Source organism: Mesorhizobium sp. B3-1-6 (assembly GCF_006439555.1).
GTDB lineage: Bacteria > Pseudomonadota > Alphaproteobacteria > Rhizobiales > Rhizobiaceae > Mesorhizobium.
The window spans coordinates 26,830-51,371 of sequence record NZ_VFTM01000001.1 but is presented as its reverse complement, the minus strand read 5'-3'; the positions used below and the strand labels follow the sequence as shown (position 1 = coordinate 51,371).

Annotated in this window: 25 protein-coding genes; 20 read left to right on the top strand and 5 right to left on the bottom strand. The window is 65.1% G+C overall.

Features of this window, described 5'->3' with window-relative positions:
- Positions 1–76 precede the first annotated feature (76 nt).
- Positions 77–994, bottom strand: coding sequence for a pca operon transcription factor PcaQ (gene pcaQ, locus FJ414_RS00250; RefSeq protein WP_140640095.1), 918 nt, complete (start codon positions 992–994; stop codon positions 77–79).
- Between the two features lie 68 nt (positions 995–1,062).
- Between pcaQ and pcaD the strand changes: the two genes are divergently transcribed.
- The 6 genes from pcaD to pobA are packed head-to-tail and all read left to right on the top strand — an operon-like array spanning position 1,063 to position 5,885.
- Positions 1,063–1,899, top strand: coding sequence for a 3-oxoadipate enol-lactonase (pcaD, locus tag FJ414_RS00245; protein WP_181181475.1), 837 nt, complete (start codon positions 1,063–1,065; stop codon positions 1,897–1,899).
- Positions 1,892–2,290 carry a 4-carboxymuconolactone decarboxylase gene (pcaC, locus tag FJ414_RS00240; protein ID WP_140640091.1) on the top strand — a complete coding sequence of 133 codons (399 nt, stop codon included), beginning with the start codon at positions 1,892–1,894 and terminating at the stop codon, positions 2,288–2,290. The genes pcaD and pcaC overlap by 8 nt, the downstream gene beginning before the upstream one ends.
- Positions 2,283–3,035, top strand: a complete 753-nt coding sequence (gene pcaH, locus FJ414_RS00235) for a protocatechuate 3,4-dioxygenase subunit beta (protein WP_181181474.1) — start codon at positions 2,283–2,285, stop codon at positions 3,033–3,035. Before pcaC ends, pcaH begins: the two co-directional genes overlap by 8 nt.
- A complete protein-coding gene (gene pcaG / locus FJ414_RS00230) occupies positions 3,035–3,649 on the top strand; it encodes a protocatechuate 3,4-dioxygenase subunit alpha (RefSeq protein ID WP_140640087.1) in 615 nt (204 codons plus the stop codon). The genes pcaH and pcaG overlap by 1 nt, the downstream gene beginning before the upstream one ends.
- Positions 3,650–3,660: 11 nt before the next feature.
- Entirely contained in the window at positions 3,661–4,713 is a 1,053-nt protein-coding gene (locus tag FJ414_RS00225) for a 3-carboxy-cis,cis-muconate cycloisomerase (RefSeq protein ID WP_140640808.1), read from the top strand.
- Positions 4,713–5,885, top strand: coding sequence for a 4-hydroxybenzoate 3-monooxygenase (gene pobA, locus FJ414_RS00220; RefSeq protein WP_140640085.1), 1,173 nt, complete (start codon positions 4,713–4,715; stop codon positions 5,883–5,885). The genes FJ414_RS00225 and pobA overlap by 1 nt, the downstream gene beginning before the upstream one ends.
- 13 nt (positions 5,886–5,898) lie before the next feature.
- On the opposite strand, the gene pcaF is transcribed toward pobA, so the two are convergent.
- Genes pcaF through FJ414_RS00205 form a run of 3 tightly spaced genes read right to left on the bottom strand, consistent with a single transcriptional unit; the run spans position 5,899 to position 8,762 of the window.
- Complete coding sequence (pcaF, locus tag FJ414_RS00215; RefSeq protein WP_140640083.1) at positions 5,899–7,104, bottom strand: 3-oxoadipyl-CoA thiolase; 1,206 nt, start codon at positions 7,102–7,104, stop codon at positions 5,899–5,901.
- Entirely contained in the window at positions 7,105–7,908 is an 804-nt protein-coding gene (locus FJ414_RS00210; RefSeq protein ID WP_140640081.1) for a CoA-transferase subunit beta, read from the bottom strand. It abuts the gene before it with no gap.
- The gene (locus FJ414_RS00205) at positions 7,905–8,762 is read right to left on the bottom strand and encodes a CoA transferase subunit A (protein ID WP_140640079.1); all 858 of its coding nucleotides are present in this window, start codon (positions 8,760–8,762) and stop codon (positions 7,905–7,907) included. Before FJ414_RS00205 ends, FJ414_RS00210 begins: the two co-directional genes overlap by 4 nt.
- Positions 8,763–8,869: 107 nt before the next feature.
- Between FJ414_RS00205 and FJ414_RS00200 the strand changes: the two genes are divergently transcribed.
- From FJ414_RS00200 to FJ414_RS00165, 8 genes are all read left to right on the top strand, one after another.
- Entirely contained in the window at positions 8,870–9,640 is a 771-nt protein-coding gene (locus FJ414_RS00200; protein WP_140640077.1) for an IclR family transcriptional regulator C-terminal domain-containing protein, read from the top strand.
- 93 nt (positions 9,641–9,733) lie between these two features.
- Complete coding sequence (locus tag FJ414_RS00195; RefSeq protein ID WP_140640075.1) at positions 9,734–10,459, top strand: GntR family transcriptional regulator; 726 nt, start codon at positions 9,734–9,736, stop codon at positions 10,457–10,459.
- A 2-nt stretch (positions 10,460–10,461) separates the two neighbouring features.
- Complete coding sequence (locus FJ414_RS00190; protein WP_140640073.1) at positions 10,462–11,493, top strand: ADP-ribosylglycohydrolase family protein; 1,032 nt, start codon at positions 10,462–10,464, stop codon at positions 11,491–11,493.
- Positions 11,490–12,458, top strand: a complete 969-nt coding sequence (locus FJ414_RS00185; RefSeq protein WP_140640071.1) for a PfkB family carbohydrate kinase — start codon at positions 11,490–11,492, stop codon at positions 12,456–12,458. Before FJ414_RS00190 ends, FJ414_RS00185 begins: the two co-directional genes overlap by 4 nt.
- Before the next feature lie 39 nt (positions 12,459–12,497).
- Positions 12,498–13,577 (top strand): ABC transporter substrate-binding protein, encoded by a 1,080-nt coding sequence (locus FJ414_RS00180; RefSeq protein WP_140640069.1) that lies wholly within the window; start codon positions 12,498–12,500, stop codon positions 13,575–13,577.
- Between the two features lie 27 nt (positions 13,578–13,604).
- The gene (locus tag FJ414_RS00175; protein WP_140640067.1) at positions 13,605–14,474 is read left to right on the top strand and encodes an ABC transporter permease; all 870 of its coding nucleotides are present in this window, start codon (positions 13,605–13,607) and stop codon (positions 14,472–14,474) included.
- Positions 14,474–15,262: an ABC transporter permease gene (locus tag FJ414_RS00170; RefSeq protein ID WP_140640065.1), complete on the top strand. Its 789-nt coding sequence runs from the start codon at positions 14,474–14,476 to the stop codon at positions 15,260–15,262. The genes FJ414_RS00175 and FJ414_RS00170 overlap by 1 nt, the downstream gene beginning before the upstream one ends.
- On the top strand, positions 15,262–16,326 hold the full coding sequence (locus FJ414_RS00165; RefSeq protein ID WP_140640063.1) for an ABC transporter ATP-binding protein: 1,065 nt from the start codon (positions 15,262–15,264) through the stop codon (positions 16,324–16,326). Before FJ414_RS00170 ends, FJ414_RS00165 begins: the two co-directional genes overlap by 1 nt.
- Positions 16,327–16,359: 33 nt before the next feature.
- Here the strand turns inward: FJ414_RS00165 and FJ414_RS00160 are convergent, their stop codons facing one another.
- A complete protein-coding gene (locus FJ414_RS00160) occupies positions 16,360–17,388 on the bottom strand; it encodes a LacI family DNA-binding transcriptional regulator (protein WP_140640061.1) in 1,029 nt (342 codons plus the stop codon).
- Positions 17,389–17,740: 352 nt separating this feature from the next.
- Here FJ414_RS00160 and FJ414_RS00155 point away from each other — a divergent pair, with 352 nt between their 5' ends.
- The 6 genes from FJ414_RS00155 to FJ414_RS00130 all read left to right on the top strand — a co-directional run bounded on the left by FJ414_RS00155 (position 17,741) and on the right by FJ414_RS00130 (position 24,520).
- Entirely contained in the window at positions 17,741–19,354 is a 1,614-nt protein-coding gene (locus FJ414_RS00155; RefSeq protein WP_140640059.1) for an extracellular solute-binding protein, read from the top strand.
- A gap of 81 nt (positions 19,355–19,435) precedes the next feature.
- Positions 19,436–20,296 (top strand): carbohydrate ABC transporter permease, encoded by an 861-nt coding sequence (locus tag FJ414_RS00150; RefSeq protein WP_140640057.1) that lies wholly within the window; start codon positions 19,436–19,438, stop codon positions 20,294–20,296.
- The gene (locus FJ414_RS00145) at positions 20,293–21,249 is read left to right on the top strand and encodes a sugar ABC transporter permease (RefSeq protein ID WP_140640055.1); all 957 of its coding nucleotides are present in this window, start codon (positions 20,293–20,295) and stop codon (positions 21,247–21,249) included. Before FJ414_RS00150 ends, FJ414_RS00145 begins: the two co-directional genes overlap by 4 nt.
- Positions 21,246–22,331, top strand: coding sequence for an ABC transporter ATP-binding protein (locus FJ414_RS00140; RefSeq protein WP_140640053.1), 1,086 nt, complete (start codon positions 21,246–21,248; stop codon positions 22,329–22,331). The genes FJ414_RS00145 and FJ414_RS00140 overlap by 4 nt, the downstream gene beginning before the upstream one ends.
- Positions 22,332–22,334: 3 nt before the next feature.
- Positions 22,335–23,396: an ABC transporter ATP-binding protein gene (locus tag FJ414_RS00135; protein ID WP_140640051.1), complete on the top strand. Its 1,062-nt coding sequence runs from the start codon at positions 22,335–22,337 to the stop codon at positions 23,394–23,396.
- A 35-nt stretch (positions 23,397–23,431) separates the two neighbouring features.
- On the top strand, positions 23,432–24,520 hold the full coding sequence (locus FJ414_RS00130) for a Gfo/Idh/MocA family oxidoreductase (protein WP_140640049.1): 1,089 nt from the start codon (positions 23,432–23,434) through the stop codon (positions 24,518–24,520).
- The last annotated feature ends 22 nt before the right edge of the window (positions 24,521–24,542 follow it).

Sequence of the window (24,542 nt, the reverse complement as noted above, 5' to 3'; positions counted from 1 at the left end):
TTGGTTCGGTAAAATGATATTTTACGGTGTTTCATTAACCCCTGGGTTAGTGGAATTCGAACCAATAAGCTGATCGTCAGGCGTGGTGCCGTGCTGCCTCGCGGATCGTCTGCAACAGGATGGTGAAGGCGGGTGAGGGCGCGGTGTCGGTGCGCATGGTCAGGCCCACCGGCCCCTTGGTCTCCGCCGTATCCACCGGCAAGGCGACGAAGGCGCCGCTGGCGATCTCATTGGCGACCACGCCCGCCGAGATGATCCATACCGCGTTGCTCTGGCGCATGAAGGAGCGGCCGAAGGAATCGGAAACGGTTTCGATTTCCGTGGCCGGCGCGGTCATGCCGTTGGTTATGAAAAGCCGGTCGACGAAAGGCCGGATGACGGATTCCCGCGTCGGCATCAGGACGGGAAACTCGTCAAGCCGCGCGAAGATGTCGGCGTCCGGCTCGGCCAGGGGATGTCCGGCCCGCACCACGAACAGCACCTGCTCGGAATAAAGGTGCTCGAAGAAGAAGCCGGTCATGTGCTCCGGCGCCGCGAGGCGGCCGACGACGAGATCGAGCGCGCCGACGCGCAGCTGTTCGAGCAGCACCGCATTCTCTCCGGTGACGATCTTGAGCGCGGCGCCGGTGTTTTCCTCGAGGAACAGGTTCATGGCGAGCGGCATCACCCGCGCCGATACGGTCGGCAGCGCGCCGATGCGGATCGGGTCGCGATTGAGGGCGCCGTCCTGGCGCACGGAATCGACGCCGCGTTTCAGCGCCGAAATCGCCGAGCCGGCATGTCCAAGGAAGATTTCGCCGAGACGCGTGACGCGAATACCGCGCCCGTCGCGTTCGACCACGGCTATGCCGAGCGCTTCTTCGAGCTCACGCAAGGTCTTGGTCACGGCCGGCGCGCTGACATGCAGGAAGTCGGCCGCGCGCGCGACGCTGCCTTGCCGCGCGACTTCGAGAAACGCCTGAAGATGGCGGAAGCGGATCCGGCTTTCGGCCATGGTTCGATAACCTCAGAGTTAATGAAACGCCGCAAAATATCATTTTACCGAACCAAACCGCTCGTGCAATGTGGCTTCGGAGGATCGAAATCGTGCCATTCGTCAGCATAGGCGGCGTCACGCTGCATCACCGCCATGTCGAGGCGCCCGGCACGTCGCGTCCGATCGTCTTCATCAATTCGCTGGGCACCGATTTCCGCATCTGGGACGACGTCGTCGCGCGGCTTGCTGGTGAAATGCCGATGCTGGTCTACGACAAGCGCGGCCACGGATTGTCGGACTTCGGCGGCGGCGTACGTTCCATCGACGACCATGTTGATGATCTGGACGCCCTCATCGACCATTTCGGTTTCGACAAGGTCGTGCTCTTCGGCCTGTCCGTCGGCGGCATGATTGCGCAGCGGCTCTATGCCCGCCATCCCGAATGTGTAGAGGCTCTGATCCTCAGCGACACGGCGCACAAGATCGGCACCGCCGAAAGCTGGAACACGCGCATCGCGACTGTCGAGCGCGACGGCATCGAGGCGATCGCCGAAGGCATCATGAAAGTGTGGTTCACGCCGCAATTCCATGCCAAGCGTGCGGCGGACCTGGCCGGCTGCTGCAACATGCTGACCAGGCAGGCACTGCCTGGTTACATCGGCACATGCATGGCGGTGCGCGATGCCGATTTCACCGACAGCGCGCGACGCATCGCGGTGCCGACGCTTTGCATCGTTGGCGACCAGGACGGTTCGACGCCGCCGGATCTTGTCCGCTCGCTGGCCGGAATGATCCCCGGCGCACGCTTCGAAGTGATCCGCGATGCCGCGCATATACCGTGCATCGAGCAGCCCAAAGCGCTCGTCACTCTGATCCGCGATTTCGTCGCCTCATTGCCTGAGGGAAAGTCTGCTCATGGATGATGTCACGAAGAACCGCTACCGGACCGGGCTCGAGGTCCGCCGCTCCGTGCTCGGCAGTCCGCATGTCGACCGCGCCGAGGATGCAGCGACCGATTTCGATCGGCCGTTCCAGCAGTTGATCACCGAAGCCGCCTGGGGAACGGTATGGGCGCGACCCGGCTGGTCGAAGCGCGAGCGCTCGATCGTGACGCTGGCGCTGCTTGCAGCGCTCGGCCATGACGAGGAAGTGGCCATGCATGTGCGCGCCACCGCCAATACGGGCGCCTCGCGCGACGACATCTGCGAGGCCTTCCTGCATGTCGCGATCTATGCCGGCGTGCCGGCCGCCAACCGCGCCTTCAAGATCGCCAAGCAGGTGTTCGCGCAGATGGACGGAGCCGATCATGGCTGAGGCCGGCTCCAACCAGGCGCCGGAAACCGGCGCCTTCTTCCAGCGCGACCGCCAATGGCATCCGCCGGCGTTGACGCCGAACTACAAAAGCTCGGTGCTGCGTTCGCCGCAGAAAGCGCTGCTGTCGTTCGACAACACGCTGTCGGAATTGACCGGCCCGGTGTTCGGGCACGCGATGCTCGGCGAGCTCGACAACGACCTGATCCACAATTTCGCCAGACCCGGCGAGAGCGCCATCGGCGAGCGCATCATCGTTCATGGACGCGTGCTGGACGAGCGCGGCAAGGGCGTACCGGGCGTGCTGCTCGAATTCTGGCAGGCAAATGCAGGCGGCCGCTACCGTCACAAGAAGGACGGCTATCTAGCGCCGCTCGATCCGAATTTTGGCGGCTGCGGCCGCACCATCACCGGCGAGGACGGCGGCTACGCGTTTCGCACCGTCAGGCCCGGACCGTATCCCTGGCCGAACGGACCGAACGACTGGCGGCCGGCGCACATCCATTTTTCCGTGTTCGGCCACGGCTTCGCGCAGCGGCTGATCACGCAGATGTATTTCGAGGGCGATCCGCTGATCTGGCGCTGTCCGATCGTCGGCGGCATTTCCAACAAAGTCGCGGTCGAGGCGCTGATCGCGGCGCTCGATATGCAGTCGACCATCCCGATGGACGCGCTTGCCTACAAGTTCGACATCGTGCTGCGCGGGCGGCGCTCGACGCTGTTCGAGAACAGGCCGGAGGGCAATTGATGACGCAGTCGCTCGACCGGCTGAAGGAGAGCCCTTCGCAGACCGCCGGCCCTTATGTGCATATCGGGCTGACGCCCAATTTCTGCGGTATAGGCGGCGTCTATGCGAGCGACCTCGGTTCGGCGATGGTCAACGGTGAGACCAAGGGCGAGCGCATCGAGTTGCGCATCCGCGTGCTCGACGGCACCGGCACGCCGCTCAAGGACGCGCTGGTCGAGATCTGGCAAGCGGATGCCGAGGGGATCTACAGTTCACCGGCCGAGATGCGCGGCGCCGCCGATCCAAACTTCCAGGGCTGGGGCCGGCAGCCGACCGACATGGAAACGGGCGTCTGCCTGTTCCGGACGATCAAGCCGGGCCGGGTACCGTTCCGCGACGGGCGACTGATGGCGCCTCATATCACGCTGTGGATCGTGGCGCGTGGCATCAATATCGGCCTGCACACCAGGCTCTACTTCTCCGACGAGGAGAAGGCCAATGCCGAGGACCCTATCCTTGCGCGCATCGAGCATCGCCTGCGCGTGCCGACGCTGATCGCCGAGCGTCAGGGCAATACCTACGTCTTCGATATCCATTTGCAGGGTGAAAAGGAGACGGTCTTCTTCGACAGCTGACCGTGGCCGCCATGACCGTTTCGCCCTTCGATCACCCGCTGCTTTCCGGCCTGCTCGGCGACGAAGAGGCGGCCAGGTATTTTTCCGTCGAAGCCGACATCGCTGCGATGCTCGCTTTCGAGCGAGCACTGGCCGAGGCGGAAGCCGAACGCGGCGTCATTCCACTTGATGCCGCGGCAGCGATCGTGAAAGCACTGGGATCGTTCCGGCCGGATACGTCGAAGCTGAAGGCGGGCGTCGCCAAGGACGGTGTGGTGGTGCCGGAACTGGTGCGCCAGATAAAGGCTGCTGTCGGAGCGCCGCACGATACGCACGTTCATTTCGGCGCGACCAGCCAGGATGTCATCGATAGCTCGCTGGTGCTCAGGCTGCGCGGCGCGGTCGACCATATCGGCCTGCTGCTCGGCGAGAATATCGTGCGCCTCACTGGGCTGGAACTGGAGTTCGGGAGCCGCGAGCTCATGGCGACGACGCGCATGCAGCCGGCAATACAAATAACTGCGCGCGATCGGGTCGTTTCGTGGCGGGTGCCGCTTGAGCGTCACCAGGAACGCCTGAAAGAGCTCTCGGGTCGGTTGCTAGTGGTTCAGTTCGGCGGCGCCGCAGGCACGCTGGAAAAGCTCGGCGGCAAGGCCGGCGCGGTGCGCGCCGCGCTTGCCGCCAAGCTCGGTCTTGCCGATGCGCCGCAATGGCATAGCCAGCGCGATACGCTTGCCGAATTCGCCGGCTGGCTGTCGCTGGCGACCGGCGGCCTCGGCAAGTTCGGACAGGACGTCGCGCTGATGGCGCAGACGGGCTCCGAGATCAAGCTGTCCGGCGGCGGCGGTTCCTCGGCCATGCCGCACAAGCAGAATCCGGTGAAGGCGGAAACATTGGTGGCGCTGGCGCGCTTCAACGCCACGCAGCTCTCCGGGATGCATCAGGCACTGGTGCATGAGCAGGAGCGCTCGGGCGCGGCCTGGACGCTGGAATGGCTCATCCTGCCGCAGATGGTCGTGGCGACCGCGGCCGCGCTCAGGCTTGCGGCCGAGTTGGCCGGACAGATCGGGAGCCTCGGTCATTGATGCGCACACGGGTCGCCATCATAGGGTCCGGACCGTCCGGCCTGCTGCTCGGTCAGTTGCTCGCCACCATTGGCGTCGAGACGATCATGCTTGAACGGTCGAGCCGCGAGCATGTGCTTGGACGTGTGCGCGCGGGTGTGCTCGAACAAGGCACGGTCGACCTGCTCGGCCAAGCGGGCGCGGCGGACAGGCTGCACGCCCAGGGCCTGCCGCATGCCGGCATCTCGCTCGCCTTCGATGGCCGCGCGCATCGCATCGACATGACAACGCTTACCGGCGGCAAGCATGTCACCGTCTATGGCCAGACCGAGGTGACGCTCGATCTGATGCAGAAGCGCGAGGCGGTGGGACTCCCGACCGTCTTCGAAACATCGAATGTCGCGCTGCACGATTTCGGCGGCGCGTCGCCCTTCGTCACCTACGACAAGGACGGCCTCACGCATCGCATCGACTGCGACTTCATCGCCGGCTGCGACGGCTACCACGGCGTCAGCCGCAAATCGGTGCCGAAAGGCGCGCTGAAGACGTTCGAGCGGCAATACCCATTCGGCTGGCTGGGCGTGCTGGCGGAGGTGCCTCCGGCCGACCACGAACTGGTCTATGCCAATCACGAGCGCGGTTTTGCGCTCTGCTCGATGCGGTCGCCGCAGCGCAGCCGCTACTATGTGCAGGTTCCCGCCGATGAGCGCGTCGAGGTCTGGTCCGACGACCGCTTCTGGGACGAGTTGCGCGCGCGCCTGCCGCCGCGGATAGCGGCCGCCGTCACCACTGGGCCGTCCTTCGAGAAGTCGATCGCGCCGCTGCGCTCCTTCGTCGCCGAGCCGATGCGCTTCGGCAGGCTGTTCCTGGTCGGAGACGCTGCCCATATCGTGCCGCCGACCGGCGCCAAGGGCCTCAACCTCGCTGCCAGCGACGTGCGCTATCTGTTTGCCGGACTTCGCGAATTCTACAACGGGAAGTCAGAGGCCGGGCTAGACGCCTATTCGTCAAAGGCGCTGGCGCGTGTGTGGAAAGCGGTGCGCTTCTCCTGGTGGATGACGACGATCCTGCACCGTTTTCCCGAGACAGGCGAGTTCGGCCAACGCATCCAGGAAGCCGAGCTCGACTATCTCGTGCATTCCAAGGCTGCATCCACGGCGTTGGCCGAAAACTACGTCGGCTTGCCCTATTGATCTGCCTGGGCGGTCAGACCCGCTCCAGCGCGATGGCGATGCCCTGGCCGACACCGATGCACATGGTGGCCAAAGCCAGCTTGCCGCCGCGCTCGCGCAGCTCGAGCGCCGCAGTACCCGTGATGCGGGCGCCGGACATGCCGAGCGGATGACCGAGCGCGATCGCGCCGCCATTGGGGTTCACATGCTCCGCCTTCTCGGAAATTCCGAGTTGGCGGAGCACGGCAATGCCTTGGGAGGCGAAGGCTTCGTTCAATTCGATGACGTCGAATTGTTCTGGCGTCAGGCCGAGGCGGGCGCAAAGCTTCTTCGTGGCCGGCGCCGGTCCGATGCCCATGATGCGCGGCGCCACACCGGCGACGGCACCGCCGAGGATGCGGGCGATCGGCGTCAGGCCATGCTTCTTCGCGGCTGCCTCGGACGCGATGATGAGAGCGGCAGCGCCGTCATTGACGCCGGAAGCGTTGCCGGCGGTGACGCTGCCGCCCTGGCGGAACGGCGTCGGCAGTTTGGCCAGCGTCTCGATGGTGGTGCCAGCGCGGGGGTGTTCGTCCTTCACGACGATGATCGCGTCGCCTTTCCTCTGCGGGATGGTCACCGGCGCGATCTCCTTCGCCAACCGGCCATTGGCTTGCGCGGCTACCGCCTTGTCCTGGCTGCGTACCGCGAAGGCATCCTGGTCGGTTCTGCTGACGGAAAAATCCTCGGCGACGTTCTCGCCGGTCTCCGGCATGGAGTCGACGCCATACAGCTTCTTCATCAGCGGGTTGACGAAGCGCCAGCCGATGGTGGTGTCGTAAATCTCGGCATTGCGTGAGAAGGCCGTGTCGGCCTTCGGCATGACGAAGGGCGCGCGGCTCATCGATTCGACGCCGCCGGCAATCATCAGCTCCGCCTCGCCTGATTTGATGGCGCGCGCGGCGATGGTGACGGCATCCATGCCCGAGCCGCACAAACGGTTGACGGTCGAACCTGGAATGTCCTGCGGGAGGCCGGCAAGCAGCAGCGCCATGCGCGCTACATTGCGATTGTCCTCGCCGGCCTGGTTGGCGCAGCCATAGACGACGTCATCGACGGCCGCCCAGTCGACGCGGGCATTGTGCCCGACCAGCGCCTTCAACGGAATCGCGCCGAGATCGTCGGCGCGGACGGAGGACAGCGCGCCGCCGAAGCGGCCGATGGGCGTGCGGATGTAATCGCAGATGAAGGCTTCGGTCATCTAGGTAGCTTTCCCTTTGGCGGCCCCTTGATGCGCCGCCTTGGTGCGGGCCTGCAGGTCGCGCAATGTCTTCAGCTCGAGTTCCGTCGGCGCCGGCGTCTCGTCAAGGGCCTGCGCGAACTTGACCGTCCAGCCACAGGTTTCCTGCACCTGCTCGCGGCTGACGCCCGGATGCAGCGAGACGACGGTGAATTCCTTGGTCACCGGGTCCGGCTTCCAGATGGCGAGGTCGGTGATCAGCAAAGTCGGGCCGGCCGTGTCGATGCCGAGGCGCTCGCGATGATCGCCACCGTCGCCATGGCCGAAGGAGGTGAAGAAGTCGATCTTCTCGACCATGCCGCGCTTCGACTGCGCCATGGTGATGTAGACCTGCCTCGACGAGGTGGCGATCTCCGGCGCGCCGCCGCCGCCGGGCAGGCGGGTCCTGGGATGCGCATAGTCGCCGATGACGGTGGTGTTGATGTTGCCGAATTTGTCGAGCTGGGCGGCGCCCAGGAAGCCGATCGAGATGCGGCCGCCCTGCAGCCAGTAGCGGAACATCTCCGGCACCGCGACGGTGGTGACCGCCGTCTCGCACAACTCGCCGTCGCCGATCGACAGCGGCAGCACATCGGGCGCCGTGCCGATGGTACCGCTCTCATAGATCAAGGTGATATCCGGCGCATGCGTCAGCCGCGCGATGTTGCAGGCGGCCGACGGGGCACCGATGCCGACGAAGCAGACATCGTCGCTTTTCAGGGCGCGGCTGGCGGCGATCGTCATCATCTCGTTTGGGGTGAAGCCCATATTCTTCGCGTCGCTCATGCGGCTTTCCTCAGATGCTCGACGCGACCGGCAAAGTCGTCCGCGTTGCTCTCGATGACGTTCTTCTGGATCCACGCCTGGAAGCGGTCGCGGTCGGCGGCGATCTCGTCCCATTCCAGATAGGCGGCGTTGTCGCGCTCGTAATAGCCATGCGCGTAGGAGGGGTGCGAGCCGCCCGGCACGACCGAGATCGCCGCGATCGTCCAGTTCGGCAGCACGGTAAGATTGGGGTGGAGGTCATCGAAATTGTCGACCACTTCCTCGACCGTCACCACGGCGCGCTTTGCGGCAAGAACGGCCTCCTTCTGGATGCCGATAATGCCCTCGACCAGCACGTTGCCTTTCCGGTCCGCCTTCTGCGCATGGATGAAGGTGACGTCGGGCCGGATCGCCGGAACGGCGGCAAGCACCTCGCCGGTGAAGGGGCAGGTCACGGATTTGATGTTCGGATTGACCGCGGCGAGACCGGCGCCGCGATAGCCGCGAAACACCGCGCAGGGCAGGCCGGCGGCGCCCGCCTCATAGCCATTGGCCATGCCGGCGTGGCTGTGTTCCTCGACCTCGATGGCGCGGGGAAAGCCGTTCTCGATGGCGTCGCGGGCGCGCCTGAGCAGGCCGACGCCCGGATTGCCGACATAGGAGAAGACGACCTTCTTCGCCATGCCCATGCCGATCATCTGGTCGTAGATCAGGTCGGGCGTCATACGGATCAGCGTCAGGTCGCGAAAGCCCTGGCGGATCGCCTCATGCGCGGCAGCGGTCGGGATCAGATGCGTGAAGCCCTCGAAAGCGACGGTGTCGCCGTCATGCAGATTCTCCGCGACCGCCTCTTTCAGCGGCAGGAACTTGACCATCTCCGGGCTCCGTGGTGCGAAAAAGTTCGTATTGCGAACATGTGTTTCATATGAGATACTTTTAACTCCAACCTTTGCATTGAGTCAACGCCGGCCTGGAGGTGCTCGTGGAAGAGGAAGCAGTTTCACGCGATCATGTCGGTTCGCTGGAGCGTGGCCTGGCGGTGATGGAAATCCTCGCGCGCCACCCGGCCGGCATGACGCTGACCGAGATGGCAGAGGAGGCGGATCTCACGCGAGCGGGGGCCAGGCGCTTTCTGCTGACATTGGTCGCGACGGGCTATGCGACGCAATCCGGCCGGCTGTTTTCGCTGTCGCCGCGCCTTCTGACCGTCGCGCGGACCTGGCTCGGCGGTGCTTCGCTCTGGACCTTCGCGGCGCCTGTCATGCGCGAGGTGGCCGGCAAATTCGACGAAGCCTGCAACGCGGCCGTGCTGTCGGGCGAAGACGTCGTCTATGTGGCGCGCATCCCTGGACGGCGTATCCTGAGCGTGGCGCTCGACGTCGGCACGCGGCTGCCGGCCTATTGCACGTCGATGGGGCGGGTGCTGCTTTCCGGCCTGCCGACGGATGATTTGAAGACTTTCCTTGCTGAAGCGTCCATCGAGCGGCGGACTTCGAAGACGATCACCGGCCGCGCCGCGCTCGGCAAGGCCATAAACAAGGCGAGAGCGGAGGGCTTCGCCGTCGTCGACGAAGAGCTGGAGCTCGGCCTGCGCTCCATTGCGGTGCCGATCGTCGATCGCGCCGGCCGCACAGTCGCCGCCATCAATGTCTCGACCCAGTCGGCGCGTTTCTCGGTCGAGGCGATGGAGCGCGAGATCCTGCCGGTGCTGCGGAAGGCCAAGCAGCGCGTCGAGGAATTCTTCTTCGTTTGATGCCCAACCGACCGTTGGGCCGAAGGCCGTTGACGGTTCATTTCAAATACGCTAATGAACAGGATTATACAGGTTCATTGAACAGGTATCGATATGGCCCGTCGCGCGATGCAGATCACCCCCGGCACGGGCAAGCCCGAGCAGATCGCAACGGTTCTGGAACATGAGATACGCTCCGGCCTGCTCGGCTTCGGCGACCGCCTGCAGAGCGAGAGCGAACTTGTCCAACGCTTCTCCGTCAGTCGCAACACCGTCCGCAAGGGACTGGAGGAACTGTCGAGCCGCGGGCTGATTACCACCAAGGTCGGCATCGGCTCCTTCGTCACCTTCGACGGCATGCCGGTCGACGACGCGATCGGCTGGTCGCGCGCGCTTGCCAATGCGGGCGCCAATGCCGAGACCCGCACCTTGCGGCTCGAGATCATCGAGGACACGGAACTGGCGGCAAGGCTCGGCGTCGAGAGCTCGTCCTTCATTGCGGTCGACCGCGCCCGCACCAATGCCGATGACGGCCACGCCATCTCGATCGAGCGCAGCCGCCTGCCGCTATCGCCCGAATTGGAAGATATACCCCTGCGCGGCCTGCGCGAAGGCTCGCTGCACCAGACGCTGCGCGGGGCAGGGCTGGTGCCCGATCACGGCGAGGAGTGGGTCGATATCGAGATGCTGAGCGCGGCCGACGCCGCGATCCTCGCCTGCGCGCCCGGCACGCCGTTCCTGCGCACACGCCGCCTGACGCGCGCCGCCGACGGGCGCGCCATCGAATTCGTCACCAGCCTGCTCAACCCCGCGCATTTCGCGCTTCACCTGGAGTTCTGAGCATGGCGGCCGACGCGATTGATCGGGCAATGGGCGCGCTGATCGGCGGGGCGCTTGGCGATGCGCTGGGCATGCCGACGCAGCTTCTGTCGCCGGCCCGCATCGCCGCGCTCTACGGCCATGTCGAGGATTTCGTCGCGCCTGCCGCCGACCACCCGGTGTCGAAGGGACTGCCGGCCGGCGCGATCACCGACGACACCGAGCAAGCGCTGCTGCTTGGCCGCATCCTGGTCGAGTCCGGCGAGCGCTTGGACCATGCGCGCTGGGTCAACGCGCTGCTCGACTGGGAGCGCGACGTCAAGGCGCGCGGCAGCTACGACCTGCTTGGACCATCGACCAAGCGCGCCATCGACGCCATCAACAGCGGCGTGCCGGCCGAAGAGGCCGGACGCAGCGGCGACACCAATGGCGCGGCAATGCGCATCGCGCCGGTCGGCATCATGATGCCGCCGGAGCCGCTCGACGCGCTGGTCGCTAAAGTCGCGGAGACCTGCCGGGCCACGCACAACACCTCGATAGCCATTGCCTCGGCCGCGGCGGTCGCCGCCGCGGTCAGTCTCGGTGTCTCGGGTGGCGACTGGCGAGCCGCTTCCGGCCATGCCGCCGCGGCTGCAAGACTGGGTGCGGCGCTCGGCCATTGGGTCACCGGCGGCGACATCGCCGCGCGCATTCTCTGGGCGCAGTCGCTTGTCCGCGGCAAGGCGGAGAAGGAAGCAATCAAGCTGATCGTCGACCTGGTCGGCACGGGCGTCGCCAGCCAGGAATCGGTGCCGGCGGCATTCGCGGTGCTGGAGGTCGCGCAAGGCGATGCATGGCGAGCTGCGGTGATCGCGGCCAATCTCGGCGGCGACACCGACACGATCGGGGCGATTGCCGCCGGCATGGCCGGCGCCTGCGCCGGCCTGTCGAGACTGCCGCAGGATCGCATCCCCGAATTGCATGGCATCGACATCGCGGATGTCCGCGCGCTGGCTGGGGATCTGGTCGCGGTCCGGACGGCCAAGACCGGTCCAGGCAAGGAGAACGCGGCGTGAGTGGGCGGCTCGTCCATGTCGGCAGCGCGGTGGTCGACTATGTCTACCGCATCGACGCCTTGCCGGCGGCCGGCACGGAAAAGACCGCGACGAGCTACGCCCGCGTCGCCGGCGGCGGCTTCAACATGATGGTCGCGGCAAGCCGCAGCGGCATGAAGGTGGTGTTCGGCGGCCAGCTCGGCACCGGACCGGACGGAGACTTCCTGCGCGCCGCCTTTGCCGCCGAAGGCATCGAGGCGCTGACGCCGCCGTCGCCCCTCATGGATAGCGGCAATTGTGTTGCCATGATCAGCAGCGACGCGGAGCGAACCTTCGTCTCCTGGCCGGGCGCCGAGAGCCGGCTCACGCTCGACATGATGGCGCCCGTCCACGTCGTTCCGGGCGATTGGGTTTTCACCTCCGGCTATACGCTGAGCTATCCCGGCAGCCGCGACGCGCTCACCGACTGGATCGAGGGGCTGCCGGCCGACATTCCTTTGGTCTTCGATCCGACGCCGGTGATCGCCGATATTCCGCGGCCGATCCAGGACAGGGTGCTGGCGCGCGCGACCTGGCTGAGCTGCAACACCGACGAGGCCGCAGAGATTGCCGGCGCCGGCGACGCCCAAACCGTCGCCATCCGGTTGCTCGCCGAGCATTGCCCCAGAGCCGAAGGCGTCGTCATCCGCGCCGGCGCGCATGGCTGCCTGGTGCGCATGGCCGACGGCGGTACCCGCGCGGTGCCCGGCTTCGAGGTGGAGGCCGTCGATACCAATGGCGCCGGCGACACGCATATCGGCGCCTTTGTCAGTGGCCTGTCGCACGGCATGCGCCCTTGCGAGGCGGCCCGTTACGCCAACGCCGCTGCGGCCCTTTCCGTCACCCGCCATGGCGGGTCTTCGGCGCCGACCGATGAAGAGATCCAGGAGTTCCTGACCCAGCGCGGCGCAGCGACGGCCGCGCTTGGCCGAGCGAAAGCGACTTAACAAGCCCGTCAATCAGGCAAACAATGAGAGGAAAATACCATGCGCATGCCCAGACTGACCGCTTTTCTGACGGCCACCGCCGTCTTCGTCTCCGCATTCACGGTTTGTGTATTCCCTTTGGCAGCACAAGCGGCCGAGGAAGTGCATGTGCTCAACTGGAAGGGCTATGGCGCCGACGAGCCGTGGGCGGTCGCCAATTTCGAGAAGGCGACCGGCTTCAAGGTGGTCAACGACTTCTTCAACTCCGAACAGGAGATGCTGACCAAGATCCGCACCAATCCCGGTCTCTACGACGTCGTCATGATCAATGCCGCCTTCAACGACCAGGCGATGGCCGGCAAGCTGATCCAGCCGATCGACGTCTCGAAGCTTTCCAACTATGCCGACATCGCCAAGGACAAGGCCGGCTCGCCGATGCTCAACCATGACGGCAAGGTCTATGGAGTGCCGTGGGTCTGGGGCCTGACCGCTCTCGCCATCAATGACAAGTCCTTTGACAAGCCGCCGACGAGCATCGCCGAGATGTGGGACCCGGCGCATAAGGGCCGCGTCATCATCCGCGACGACGCCGTCGAGGCGGTGCAGTTCGGCGCGCTCGCTTCGGGGCAGAACATCAACGACATCAAGGATATGGAGGCGGTCAAGGCGAAGCTGACTTCGCTGATGCCGCAGATCAAGACCTTCTGGAGCTCGGAAAACGACTGGAACCAGATGGTCGCTTCCAACCAGATCGATATCGGCACCTATTGGAGCGGTTCGGCCGATCGCGCCAAGACGCATTTCAAGCTGCCGGTCTCGCTGGTCATCCCGCAGGAAGGCTCGGTCGCCTGGCTGGATGCGTTCTCGATTCCCGTCGGCTCCAAGAACGTCGCCGGAGCCGAGGCCTTCATCAACTACATGATCGACCCGAAATTCTATGTCGAATGGGTCACCAAGGTCGGCGCGCCGGTTTCGGCCAACACCAAGGCGGTCGATGCGCTGCCGGAGGACGCCTTCAACCGCAAGGTCATGGGCAGCCCGGATGTCGCCAAGCGCATCCAGTTCCAGGCGCCGATCACCGACGAGCAGCGCGAAAAATACCTGGCGCTGTGGCAGGAGCTGAAGGTCAACGTGAAGTAATCGGCGTCTTTCGGGGAGGAGAGGCAAATGGCTGACCAGCTTGCGATCGGTTCGCGCCGCGGACTGAAGCCGGCCCTGCCGCTTCTCCTTCCCGCCTATCTGTGGCTGACGGTGGCGATCTTCCTGCCGCTGTCGGCCATGGTGTTCTTCTCCTTCATGACCGACCTGCCGCTGGCAGGCAAGGAATGGGCCTTCACCCTCGGCAATTACGCGGCCTTCTTTTCGCAGAGCCTCTATTTGACGCTGCTGCTTTCATCGCTGCGGCTCGGCCTCGAAGTGACGCTGTGGTGCGTCGTCATCGGCTATCCGGCGGCTTATGTGCTGGCCAAGGTGCTCAAAGGGCGCAGCCGCGAGGCGATCTTTCTGCTCGTCATCCTGCCGTTCTGGTCGAACGGGCTGGTGCGGATATTCTCCTGGGCCATGGTGCTGCGCGAAGGCGGCATCCTCGACACGGCGCTCAACGCGGTGCTGCCGTTCAAGATCAACATCGATCTCATGTATTCCTATCCGGCCGTCATCATCGGCCTGGTGCACTCTTATGTGCCCTACATGGTGCTGACCTGCTACCTCACGCTGCAAGCGATCGACGACTCGCTGATCGAGGCGGGACGCTCGCTCGGCGCCTCGCGGCGGCAGGTGCTGTGGCGGATCATCATCCCGCTGTCGATGCCGGGCCTGATCGCGGGTGCCGCGCTGATCTTCGTGCCGGTCGTCGGCTCCTTCATGGAGCCGCGCATCCTCGGCGGCCGCACCGGCACCTTCTACGGCACCGTCATCGAGGACCAGTTCGTCGCCGTGTTCAACTGGCCCTTGGGCGCCGCGCTTTCCTTCATCCTGCTCGCGGTCGTGCTTATCATCCTGGCGCTGGCGGCGCCGGTCCTGCGGAGGGCCGGCTGATGGCGACGACACGCATCCTCGAATGGCTCGGGCGCTTCTACATCGTGCTTCTGCTCGGCTTCCTCTATTTGCCGATCGTCATCATGGCGGCGATGTCCTTCAACGCCTCGCCCTTCTACCAGCTGCCGTTCGAGTGGACGACGGACTGGTACGCCTCGCTCTGGCAGAACGACCAGCTGATCGCGGCGACCTGGAACAGCATCGAGATCGCCGTCATCACCACTTTGATCTCGACCGTGCTGGGCTCGATGGCCTCGCTGGCGCTCTATCGCTACGAGTTCCGCGGCAAGAAAGTGCTGCAGGCACTGCTCTTCCCGCCGATCGCCATTCCGTGGCTGATCACTGGCACGGCGATGCTGATCTTCTTCTTCGGCGTCGGCATCGGTCGTGGGCTTGTCGCCATCCTGCTCGGCCATGTCGCGCTGGCGCTGCCTTATGTGATCGTCGTCGTCTCCGCGCGGCTGCAGACCTTCGCGCCTGAGCTGGAAGAGGCGGCGCGCTCGCTCGGCGCCAACCAGTGGCAGGTGACCATGCGCGTGACCTTGCCCTGGATCATGCCCGGCGTGATCGCCGGCGGGCTGTTCGCCTTTGCCGTGTCGTTCGACCAGTTCGTCGTTTCGTATTTCCTGTCGACGCCCGGCCAGACCACGCTGCCGGTCGAAATCTACGCCGCGATCCGCAAGGGCTTCACGCCCGAGATCAACGCGGTCTCGACGATCATCATCGTGGTGTCGATGGCGCTGATGCTGCTCACGGCGCGCTTTTTCAAATTCGGCGGAGAAAAATGATGGCTGGCGTCCAGGTCGCGAACGTCTCCCGCAGTTTCGGCGCGCACAAGGCGCTGGACGACGTGTCGATCGATTTCGCCGATGGCGGCTTCTACGCGCTGCTCGGGCCATCGGGGAGCGGCAAGACCACGCTGCTTCGCCAGATCGCAGGCTTCGACTTTCCGGACGCCGGCCGCATCGCCATCGGCGGCGAAAGCGTCGAGCGCGTGCCGGTCGAAAAGCGCCGCATCGGCATGGTGTTCCAGAACTATGCGTTGTTCCCGAATATGAGCGTCGCCGACAATGTCGCCTTCGGCCTCTCGGTGCGCGGCGAGCCGAAGGCGACGATCGCTTCGGAGGTTCAGCGCGCGCTCGATCTCGTGCAACTCGGCAAGCTCGGCGCGCGCAAGCCGCACCAGCTCTCCGGAGGCCAGCGCCAGCGCGTGGCGCTGGCGCGGGCCATCGTCACCAAGCCGCGCGTGCTCCTGCTCGACGAGCCGCTCGGCGCGCTCGACAAGGCGCTGCGCGTCGACATGCAGATCGAGCTGAAGCGCATCCAGCGCGAGATCGGCATCACCACCATCTTCGTCACGCACGATCAGGAAGAGGCGCTGACGATGAGCGACCGCATCGGCATCCTGCGCGACGGCAGGCTGGTGCAGGAAGGGCCGCCGGAGGAGATCTACGACAGGCCGCAAAGCGAGTTCGCCGCGACCTTCCTCGGCGACGCCAATATTTTTCGCGGCGATGCGACCGGCTCCGGGATCAAGCTGCCGGACGGCACGACGATCGCGGCATCGACAGGCGCATCGGTGCCGGCCGGGGCCAAGGCGAGTTGCGCGGTCCGGCCCGAACGCATCCGGATTTCGACCGGCGCGGGGAAGGCTGATGAAGGCAACGCGAACACGCTCAAGGGACAAGTCTCGAAACGCATCTTTGCCGGCAACAACAGCACCTATTTCGTCGACCGCGACGGCCAGACGCTGAAAGTGATCGTCCAGAACACGGGCGCCGAGCGGCTTGCCGAAGGTCAGCCCGTAGTTCTTAGCTGGTCGCCGGACAGCACGGTGCTTATCGCGGCCTGAGACTGCCGATCCTCGCAGCCGGGCTGAGATCGCTCAAATCTCCGGGATGCTCTCGCGGAAGATCACCTGCAGCCGCGGCTGGTGGAGCTCGTAGGGCAACCCCCTGACCGAGTGGGACAGGATGTTGAGCGCCTCCCTGGCCTCGACGCGCGGGTTCTGGTCGATCACCGCGTCGAGCGTGCCGTCGAGCAGGAGTTCCTTGGTGCCGTCCGTCACCTCATGGCCGAGGAAGATGATCTCTTTGGCGCGTCCGCGTTCCTTCAGCGCGCGGGCGATGCCGGTGTTGCCGGCGCCGACATTGTAGATCGCGGCGAGGTCGGGGTGGCGCTCGAGCAAAGCGGAAGCCTCCGAATAGGCCTTTTCGCGGTCGTCGAGCATTTCACGCATCTCGACGATCTCGAGGTTGGGGGACTCTTCGGCGAGGATATGGCGGAAACCCATCTCGCGTTCCTCATGGCCGCGATAGGCGAGCGAGCCTGCGAACAGCGCCACCTTGCCCGGACGTCCGGCACCCATGAAGCGGTTGAGAAGATAGCCGGCCAACCGCCCGGCAGCGCGATTGTCGATGCCGATATAGGCGACCCGCGGCACATGCAGGATGTCGGAGGCGATGGTGACGACCTTGATGTCGCTGGCCGACAGCGAGCGGATTGCCTCGCGCACCGTCGGATGGTCGAGCGCGATCACGCCGACGCCTTGCGTCTGGCCATGCAGGTCCTGCAGCAGGCGGGCGAGCCGGTCGGGGTTGAAGCCTTCGATGGTCGTCACGCGGACGTCGAGATCGGGCCGCGTCAGCGCCTGCGCCTCGATGTGCCGGTGCAGCAGCTTGATGAAGGAGTTGGTGCCGGCGGGCAGCGCGAAGTCGAGCCTGATCGTCTGTCCCGGCGCGGTTCGCTGCGGCACGCCGTTCGGCGTCTCGGCGATATAGCCAAGGCGCTGCGCCATCTCGATGACGATCTCGCGCGTGCGGGCGCGCACGCCTGGCCGGTTGTTGAGCACGCGGTCGACCGTGGCCGGAGAAACGCCGGCTTCCCGGGCTATGTCTGTCAGGGTTGACCGCACGTCGAGCACCTCATCGCAAGCATCAAAATCACGCAGCTTCCACTCAGTTCCGGAAAGCGCCTCGGCGGCGACCGTGATTCTGATGTGAAATGATGTAACCGCCCTTGGCTTGCGCGCAAGCCGGCGCGCTACATAAGGCGGCGAAGGTCCGGCCAAGGCGGTCGGATCGAGGCGAAAGCCCCTCAAATCCAAGCAATGGGTGCGATGTGATGGGTTCGGCGGACTGCATTTTCTCCCTCATTTGCGATCTTATGACGTGTTTTGAGTATTTATGATGTTGACAGGCTTCACGCGCTGTCGTCAATATCCCTCACGTGGGCCATGGAGGAACAGGCCCCGAGGGAGGAATTCGATGTCTCATTTGATCCGCATGTCGCGGCGCCGCCTGCTGGCGTCCGGAGGAAAGGCGGCGGTGTTTGTCGCCGCGACTGGTATTGCACCGCAGTTCATTCGTCCCGGCCGCGCCTTCGCGGCGGATGCGCTGGCGCCCGGCATGACCGGCGGGCCGACCGGCTTCGACGGCGCCGAACGCTATCAGTACGGGCCCGACACGCCGGAAGGGCGTGCGGTCGAGGCGGCCAAGGCCCTGAAGGCGGCCGGCAAGGCGCCGGCGAAGATCGTGCTTGGCCTCTCCGACGGCTCGATCGGCCAGCTGACCAAGCCGTTCCCGGCCGGCGCGCCGTCGATCAAGGACCTGTGGGAGAAGGAAACCGGCATCCAGATCGAGATCGTCGGCCTGCCGAACGGCCAGGAATTCACCAAGACGATGCAGGACATCTCCACCAAGGGTGGGGCCTACGACATCTATTCGACCGAATGGAACCGCCTTGGCGATCTCGCCGAGACCGGCGGCATCGCCAAGCTCGACGACTTCGTCGCCAAGCACAAGCCGGAATGGGACGACCCGAAGCAGGGTTACGTCAACGGTGCCAAGGGCGTGTCGCTGCTCAACCAGTATCGCGGCTCGACCTACGGCGTGTCGCTCGACGGCGACTTCCAGACATGGGTCTACCGCGCCGACCTGTTCGGCGACGCCGCGGAGCAGAAGGCGTTCAAGGACAAGTACGGCTACGACCTTGCGCCGCCGAAGACCTGGAAGCAGCACAGCGATGTCGCGGCCTTCTTCCAGCGGCCGGACAAGGGCCTGTTCGGCTCCACCGACCTGCGCAACCAGGGTTGGGGCTACACCAACTGGTACCAGCGCTATGTCTCGATGGCCTCGCCCAACCAGTTCCTGTTCGGCGACGACGGCAAGCCGCTGATCAATTCCGAGCAAGGCATCGCCGCCACCAAGGAGTATGTGGATTCGCTGGCGCATCATTCGCCGGACGCGATCTCGTGGGGCTGGCCGGAGCAGTATGGCAATTTCGCCAAGGGCGGCGCGGCGATGACCTGCGCCTTCTCCAACCTGCCGAAATTCCTCGACAATGCCGGCAACAAGGATTCCGCCGTCACCGGCAAGATCGGCTCGATGCTACCGCCGGGACGCGAGATCGACGGCAAGCTGATCAGCCGCTCCGTTCTGTGGTTCTCGCTGACCGGCATGGTCTCGTCGCAGTCGAAGAATCCGGAGGCTGCTTACCTTCTGCTGCAGTGGCTGGGCTCGGCCCGCATCTATGCCTGGATGAGCGCCAATCCCGGCGGCTATCTCGATCCGTTCCGGCTCTCGGATTTCGCCGATCCGCTGGTCCGCCAGACCTATCACGCCTACCACATGGACGTCGTTCGCGAGACGGTGGCGCGCACGGTGCCGACCATCAACTATCCCGGCGCCACCGCCTTCCACAATGCGCTCGACGAGAACCTGATGGCGTCGCTGACCAAGGCCAAGACGCCGGAGCAGGCCATGGCCGATACCGAGCGCGAGTGGAAGAAGATCGCGCGCCGCATCGGCGAGGACAAGCTTCTCGAAGCCATCAAGACCAACAAGGAGGCATGGCCCACCGTTCTCGATCCGATCAGCTGATCCGTCTCCCTGGATCAGAAAAGGAGGGGAGGGGCGACTGCTCCTCCCCTTCGCCAGCAACGCCACCAGCAAAGCAGCCAGATGAAGCGTTCCGTTCCTTTCGAGATATTCCGCTACGCCGCGATCCTCGCGGCGATGGCGGTGACGCTGGTGCCGATCCTGTGGATGGTGTCGATGGCCTTCAAGCCGATCGGCGAATGGTCGGCGACGGGCGCCGACCTGACCTGGTGGCCGAAGCAGCCGACGCTTGCCAATTTCCAGTTCGTGTTCGGCCATTCAACCAACGACCTGATCGTCGCGCTCGACCACACGGCGCTGAAGCCGATCCTGTCGTCGCTGCTTTCGGCGGTGTTCGGGACCGCGATTGCCATGTCGGCGGGCACTGCCGCGGCCTACGGCCTGTCGCGCTTCGGCTCCGGCCAGAACCTGCCGCTGGCGCTGATCCAGCTGAGGCTATTTCCGCCGATGGCCGTCATGATCCCGGTGATGATCATGTGGGCATTCCTCAATCTCAACGACACATGGTGGGGGCTGGCGCTGATCTACGGCATCGTCACGCTGCCCTTCGCCTTCTGGCTGATGAAGACCTTCTTCGACGACATGCCGCGCGAGATCGAGGAGGCAGCACTTGTCGAGGGCTGCTCGCGGCTGCGCGTCTTCACCCGTATCACGCTGCCGATGATGCGCGCGCCGCTGGCGAGTGCCGCGCTCTTCGTGTTCATCCTCAACTGGTCGGATTACCTTATCGCGTTGCTGCTCACCACGCGCGAATGGGTGACGATCCCCGTCTACATGGCGTCGCTGTCGTCCTCGATGACCGGACAGCTCTATGGCGCCAAGGCCGCGCTCGGCCTGATCGCGGCGGTGCCGCCGGTCATCATGGGCATCGCCATCCAGCGCCACCTGGTGCGCGGGCTGACCTTCGGAGCGCTCAAGCAATGAGCGCGGTGACGGCGACGATTTCGGAGGACGAGATGGGCGCGCGGACAAAGCCCGCCACGCCTGACGAGGGCTCGAGGCTGGGCTTCCGACTGACCTTGCCGGCGCAGATCCTGGTGCTGTTCATCTCGGCCTTTCCGCTGCTGATGCAGCTTTACATCAGCGTCACCGACTGGTCGCCGCTTTCGGGCGCCGGCTGGTGGAACGCCTGGGAGATGTGGAACAGTTTCGCCAACTACACCGATCTCGCGGCCGACACCCGCTTTTGGAGCGCGCTGCAGCGCACGGCGATCGTCATGCTGGTCTGCGTGCCGGCGGAGTTCCTGCTGGGCCTGGCTCTGGCGACGCTGTTCGCCGACGAGTTTCCCGGCAAGCGGATCTTCTATTCGATCCTGCTGATGCCGATGATGGTCGTGCCCGCGGTCGCCGGCTATATGTTCTTCATGCTGTTCCAGTCGGGCGGCCCGGTGAACGATATCCTGTCGAGGATCGTCGGCACGCCGGTGACGATCGCCTGGCTCTCCGATCCGAACCTGGCGCTGATCGCGGTCATGATCGCCGACATCTGGCAGTGGACGCCGCTGATGTTCCTGATCCTGCTCGCCGGCCTGGTCGGCGTGCCGGAAGACCAGATGAAGGCGGCGACGCTGCTCGGCGCCAATGCCTGGCAGCGCTTCATCACCATCGTGCTGCCGAAGATGAAGACGATCATCATCATCGCGCTGGCGATAAGGGTGATCGAGAACTTCAAGATATTCGACACGCTCTACATCATGACCGGCGGCGGTCCCGGCGTGGCCACCGAGACGATCTCGGTCTACATCTATAAGGTCACCACGCAGGACCTGATCTGGGGCTATGTGGCGGCGATCGCGCTGGCCATCCTGATCGTGCTTTCGATCGTCGCGGTCTACGCCATGAAGCGCATGGCGAAGGCGCAGGAGGTGCCGGCATGAGCGCCATCCACCTCAAGAACCTGGTCAAGACATTCGGCGACTTCACCGCGCTGAAGACGATGGACCTCGAAATCGCCGACGGCGAGTTCATGGCGCTGCTCGGGCCGTCCGGCTGCGGCAAGTCGACGACGATGAACATGATCGCCGGCATGGAGGAACCGACCAGCGGCAAGATCCTGTTCGGCGAGCGTGACATGGTCGGCGTGCCGATGGGGCGGCGCGGCGTCGGCTTCGTCTTCCAGAACTACGCCATCTTCACCCATATGACGGTTCGGCAGAACCTCGCCTACGGACCGAGGATGCGCGGCGCCGCCAAGGCCGACATCGATCGCCGCGTCGGCGCCATCGCCGAGATGCTGCAGCTGACACCGCTGCTCGACCGCAAGGCGGACCGGCTGTCGGTCAACATCCTGCAGCGCGTGGCGATCGGCCGCTCGGCGATCATGGAGCCGGCGATCTTCCTGCTCGACGAGCCGCTGTCCAATGTCGACGCCGCCTTCCGCGCGGTGATGCGCACCGAGCTCAAGCAGCTGCAGCGCCAGTTCAAACAGACGATGGTCTATGTCACGCACGACCAGCTCGAAGCCATGACCATGGCGGACCGCATCGCGGTGATGGATCATGGCGTGCTGCAGCAGGTCGGCACGCCGCTCGAGGTCTACAACAATCCGGCCAACGTCTTCGTCGCGCGCTTCATCGGCGCGCCCGGCATGAACCTGCTGAAGGGCAGGCTGGCGGAAAGCGATCGCGGACTGGTGATCGATCTTGGACCTCTCGGCGTCACGCCGCCCTTGCCGGATGAACTGGCTTCAGCTGCGAGAGCGGCGCGCGGCGACGTGCTCTACGGTTTCCGGCCCGAGCAGGTGGCGCTTGCCGAGCGCGGGCTGTCGATGCCGGTAAGCTTCGTCGAACGGATCGGCGCGCGCACCATCGTCCATCTCGGCGAAGGCGAGAGTGCGGTGAAGGCGGTATTCGAGAACGATGTCGGGCTGTCGGTCGGGCAGACGGCGGTCGTCGCGCCGCCGGCCTCGTCGGTGCGCGTCTTCGACGCCGCCACCGGCCTCGCAGTGAAGGCGGGCTGAGACATGGCCGATATCGTTTTCCGCAATGTCACGAAGCGCTACGGCAGCACGCTTGCCGTCGACGATGCTTCCTTCACCGTCAACGACAATGAGTTCTTCTGCTTCTTCGGGCCGCCGCTGTCCGGCAAGTCGACGATCCTGCGACTGGTGCTTGGTCTGGAAGTGCCGGATCAAGGCGAGATCCTGATCGGCGGCAAGCCGGTCAACAGCGTCTCGCCGGCCGAGCGCAACGTCGCCATGGTGTTCCAGAACCTGGCGCTGTTTCCGCATATGAGCGCGCGCGACAATGTCCGCTTCCCGCTGGTCGAGCGGAAGGTGGCCGAGGCCGAGATAGAGAAGCGGCTGGCCGACGTCGCCGCCAAGCTGCACATCGGCCACATCCTGCACAAGCCGCCGGCGCAGCTTTCCGGCGGCGAGCGGCAGCGCGTGGCGATCGCGCGCGCCCTGGTGCGCGACCCGGCAGCCTATCTGATGGACGATCCGATCTCGGCGCTCGATGCGCGGCTGCGCGAGGAGACGCGCGTCGAGCTGAAACGCATCCAGCGCGAGCTCGGCAAGACGCTGATCTATGTCACGCACGACCAGGAGGAGGCGATGTCGGTCGCCGACCGCATGGCGATCCTGGAAAATGGCCGGATCCGGCAGATCGGCGCGCCGGCCGAGATCTACGATCGGCCGGCAAGCGCCTATGTGGCGCGCATGCTCGGCTCGCCGATGATGAACATCCTGCCGTCGGTGCACGGCGTGGGTGGGATCGAGGCTGCTGAAGGGACAATACGCATCACCGGTGTCAAGGCGCCGACCGAGGCGATCGAGATCGGACTCAGGCCGGAAGACCTCAAGGTCCGGCCCTGGACGGACAACGGGACGGTGGAAGGCCGCCCGGCGCGGGTGTTCGAGGTCGAGCCGCTCGGCGGCTACACCGTGGTGACGCTCGCGGCAGGGCAAGCGCGGCTTAGGGCACTGCTGCGCGGCCAGCCCGATATCAGGCCGGATGCGATGGTGACGATATCCTGCGAGCCGGGTCGCGTGCATTATTTCGGCCAGGATGGAGGCGCGCTGTGACGGCGGCCGCGAGGAAAGAATTTCGGGAGGAAGAGATGGCAGGCAAAGGCTTCGAGCCGGACGTCAAGGTTCGCACCAGGGATTACAAAATCGGCTGCGTCGGCGCCGGCATGATCATGGCCGAGTGCCATCTGGCGGCTTACAAGGAAGCCGGCTTTCCGGTGGTGGCGATCGCCTCGCGCACCAAGGCGAATGCTGAGAAGGTCGCCACCCGCTGGGACATTCCGACCGTTCACGACACGCCGGAAAAGCTGATCGAGGATACCAACGTCGACATCATCGACCTGGCCTTTCCGCCTGACCAGCAGCCGGCGCTGATCCGGCACGCGCTGAAGCAGAAGCATATCAAGGCGATCCTGGCGCAGAAGCCCCTGGCGCTGTCGGTCGAGGAAGCCGTCAAACTGCGCGACGAGGCGGCGAAGGCCGGCAAGATCCTCTCGGTCAACCAGAACATGCGCTACGACCAGTCGATGCGCGTGTTGAAGCAGATCATCGACAGCGGCGCGCTCGGCGACATCGTCTTCGCGCAGATCGACATGCACGCGATCCCGCATTGGCAGACCTTCCTTCAGGGCTACGACCGGCTGACGCTCGCCAATATGAGCGTGCACCACCTCGACGTGCTGCGCTTCCTGTTCGGCGATCCGGACGAGATCACGACGCTTACGCGCAAGGACCCGCGTACTCAATTCGACCATTCCGACGGCATCACCGTGTCGACGCTGCGGTTCCCGTCGGGTGTGCTTGCCGTGTCGCTCGAGGACGTGTGGTCCGGCCCGCGCCAGGACGGCTACAAGGACGACCAGCATATCAACTGGCGTGTCGACGGCACGAAGGGCGTCGCCAAGGGCACGATCGGCTGGCCGACCGGTGCCGCCTCGACGCTGACCTACGCTTCGGCCGAGACGACCGGCGGCGAATGGATGAGCCCGAGCTGGGAAACGATGTGGTTCCCGCACGCCTTCATCGGCGTCATGGAGCAGTTGCAGCACGCGGTGAAGACCGGCACGCCGCCGGCGCTCTCCGTCGCCGACAACGTCAAGACCATGGCGCTGGTCGAGGCAGGCTACCGCTCGATGGCCTCGGGCCGCACGGTCAAGCTCTCCGAAATCCCGACAAACTGAAACAATCCAATCAACTGAAATT

Coding starts and splice junctions, on each gene's coding strand:
- pcaQ (WP_140640095.1), bottom strand. CDS start 994: ATGGCCGAAAGCCGGATCCGCTTCCGCCATCTTCAGGCGTTTCTCGAA.
- pcaD (WP_181181475.1), top strand. CDS start 1,063: ATGTGGCTTCGGAGGATCGAAATCGTGCCATTCGTCAGCATAGGCGGC.
- pcaC (WP_140640091.1), top strand. CDS start 1,892: ATGGATGATGTCACGAAGAACCGCTACCGGACCGGGCTCGAGGTCCGC.
- pcaH (WP_181181474.1), top strand. CDS start 2,283: ATGGCTGAGGCCGGCTCCAACCAGGCGCCGGAAACCGGCGCCTTCTTC.
- pcaG (WP_140640087.1), top strand. CDS start 3,035: ATGACGCAGTCGCTCGACCGGCTGAAGGAGAGCCCTTCGCAGACCGCC.
- FJ414_RS00225 (WP_140640808.1), top strand. CDS start 3,661: ATGACCGTTTCGCCCTTCGATCACCCGCTGCTTTCCGGCCTGCTCGGC.
- pobA (WP_140640085.1), top strand. CDS start 4,713: ATGCGCACACGGGTCGCCATCATAGGGTCCGGACCGTCCGGCCTGCTG.
- pcaF (WP_140640083.1), bottom strand. CDS start 7,104: ATGACCGAAGCCTTCATCTGCGATTACATCCGCACGCCCATCGGCCGC.
- FJ414_RS00210 (WP_140640081.1), bottom strand. CDS start 7,908: ATGAGCGACGCGAAGAATATGGGCTTCACCCCAAACGAGATGATGACG.
- FJ414_RS00205 (WP_140640079.1), bottom strand. CDS start 8,762: ATGGTCAAGTTCCTGCCGCTGAAAGAGGCGGTCGCGGAGAATCTGCAT.
- FJ414_RS00195 (WP_140640075.1), top strand. CDS start 9,734: ATGGCCCGTCGCGCGATGCAGATCACCCCCGGCACGGGCAAGCCCGAG.
- FJ414_RS00190 (WP_140640073.1), top strand. CDS start 10,462: ATGGCGGCCGACGCGATTGATCGGGCAATGGGCGCGCTGATCGGCGGG.
- FJ414_RS00180 (WP_140640069.1), top strand. CDS start 12,498: ATGCGCATGCCCAGACTGACCGCTTTTCTGACGGCCACCGCCGTCTTC.
- FJ414_RS00175 (WP_140640067.1), top strand. CDS start 13,605: ATGGCTGACCAGCTTGCGATCGGTTCGCGCCGCGGACTGAAGCCGGCC.
- FJ414_RS00170 (WP_140640065.1), top strand. CDS start 14,474: ATGGCGACGACACGCATCCTCGAATGGCTCGGGCGCTTCTACATCGTG.
- FJ414_RS00165 (WP_140640063.1), top strand. CDS start 15,262: ATGGCTGGCGTCCAGGTCGCGAACGTCTCCCGCAGTTTCGGCGCGCAC.
- FJ414_RS00155 (WP_140640059.1), top strand. CDS start 17,741: ATGTCTCATTTGATCCGCATGTCGCGGCGCCGCCTGCTGGCGTCCGGA.
- FJ414_RS00150 (WP_140640057.1), top strand. CDS start 19,436: ATGAAGCGTTCCGTTCCTTTCGAGATATTCCGCTACGCCGCGATCCTC.
- FJ414_RS00145 (WP_140640055.1), top strand. CDS start 20,293: ATGAGCGCGGTGACGGCGACGATTTCGGAGGACGAGATGGGCGCGCGG.
- FJ414_RS00140 (WP_140640053.1), top strand. CDS start 21,246: ATGAGCGCCATCCACCTCAAGAACCTGGTCAAGACATTCGGCGACTTC.
- FJ414_RS00135 (WP_140640051.1), top strand. CDS start 22,335: ATGGCCGATATCGTTTTCCGCAATGTCACGAAGCGCTACGGCAGCACG.
- FJ414_RS00130 (WP_140640049.1), top strand. CDS start 23,432: ATGGCAGGCAAAGGCTTCGAGCCGGACGTCAAGGTTCGCACCAGGGAT.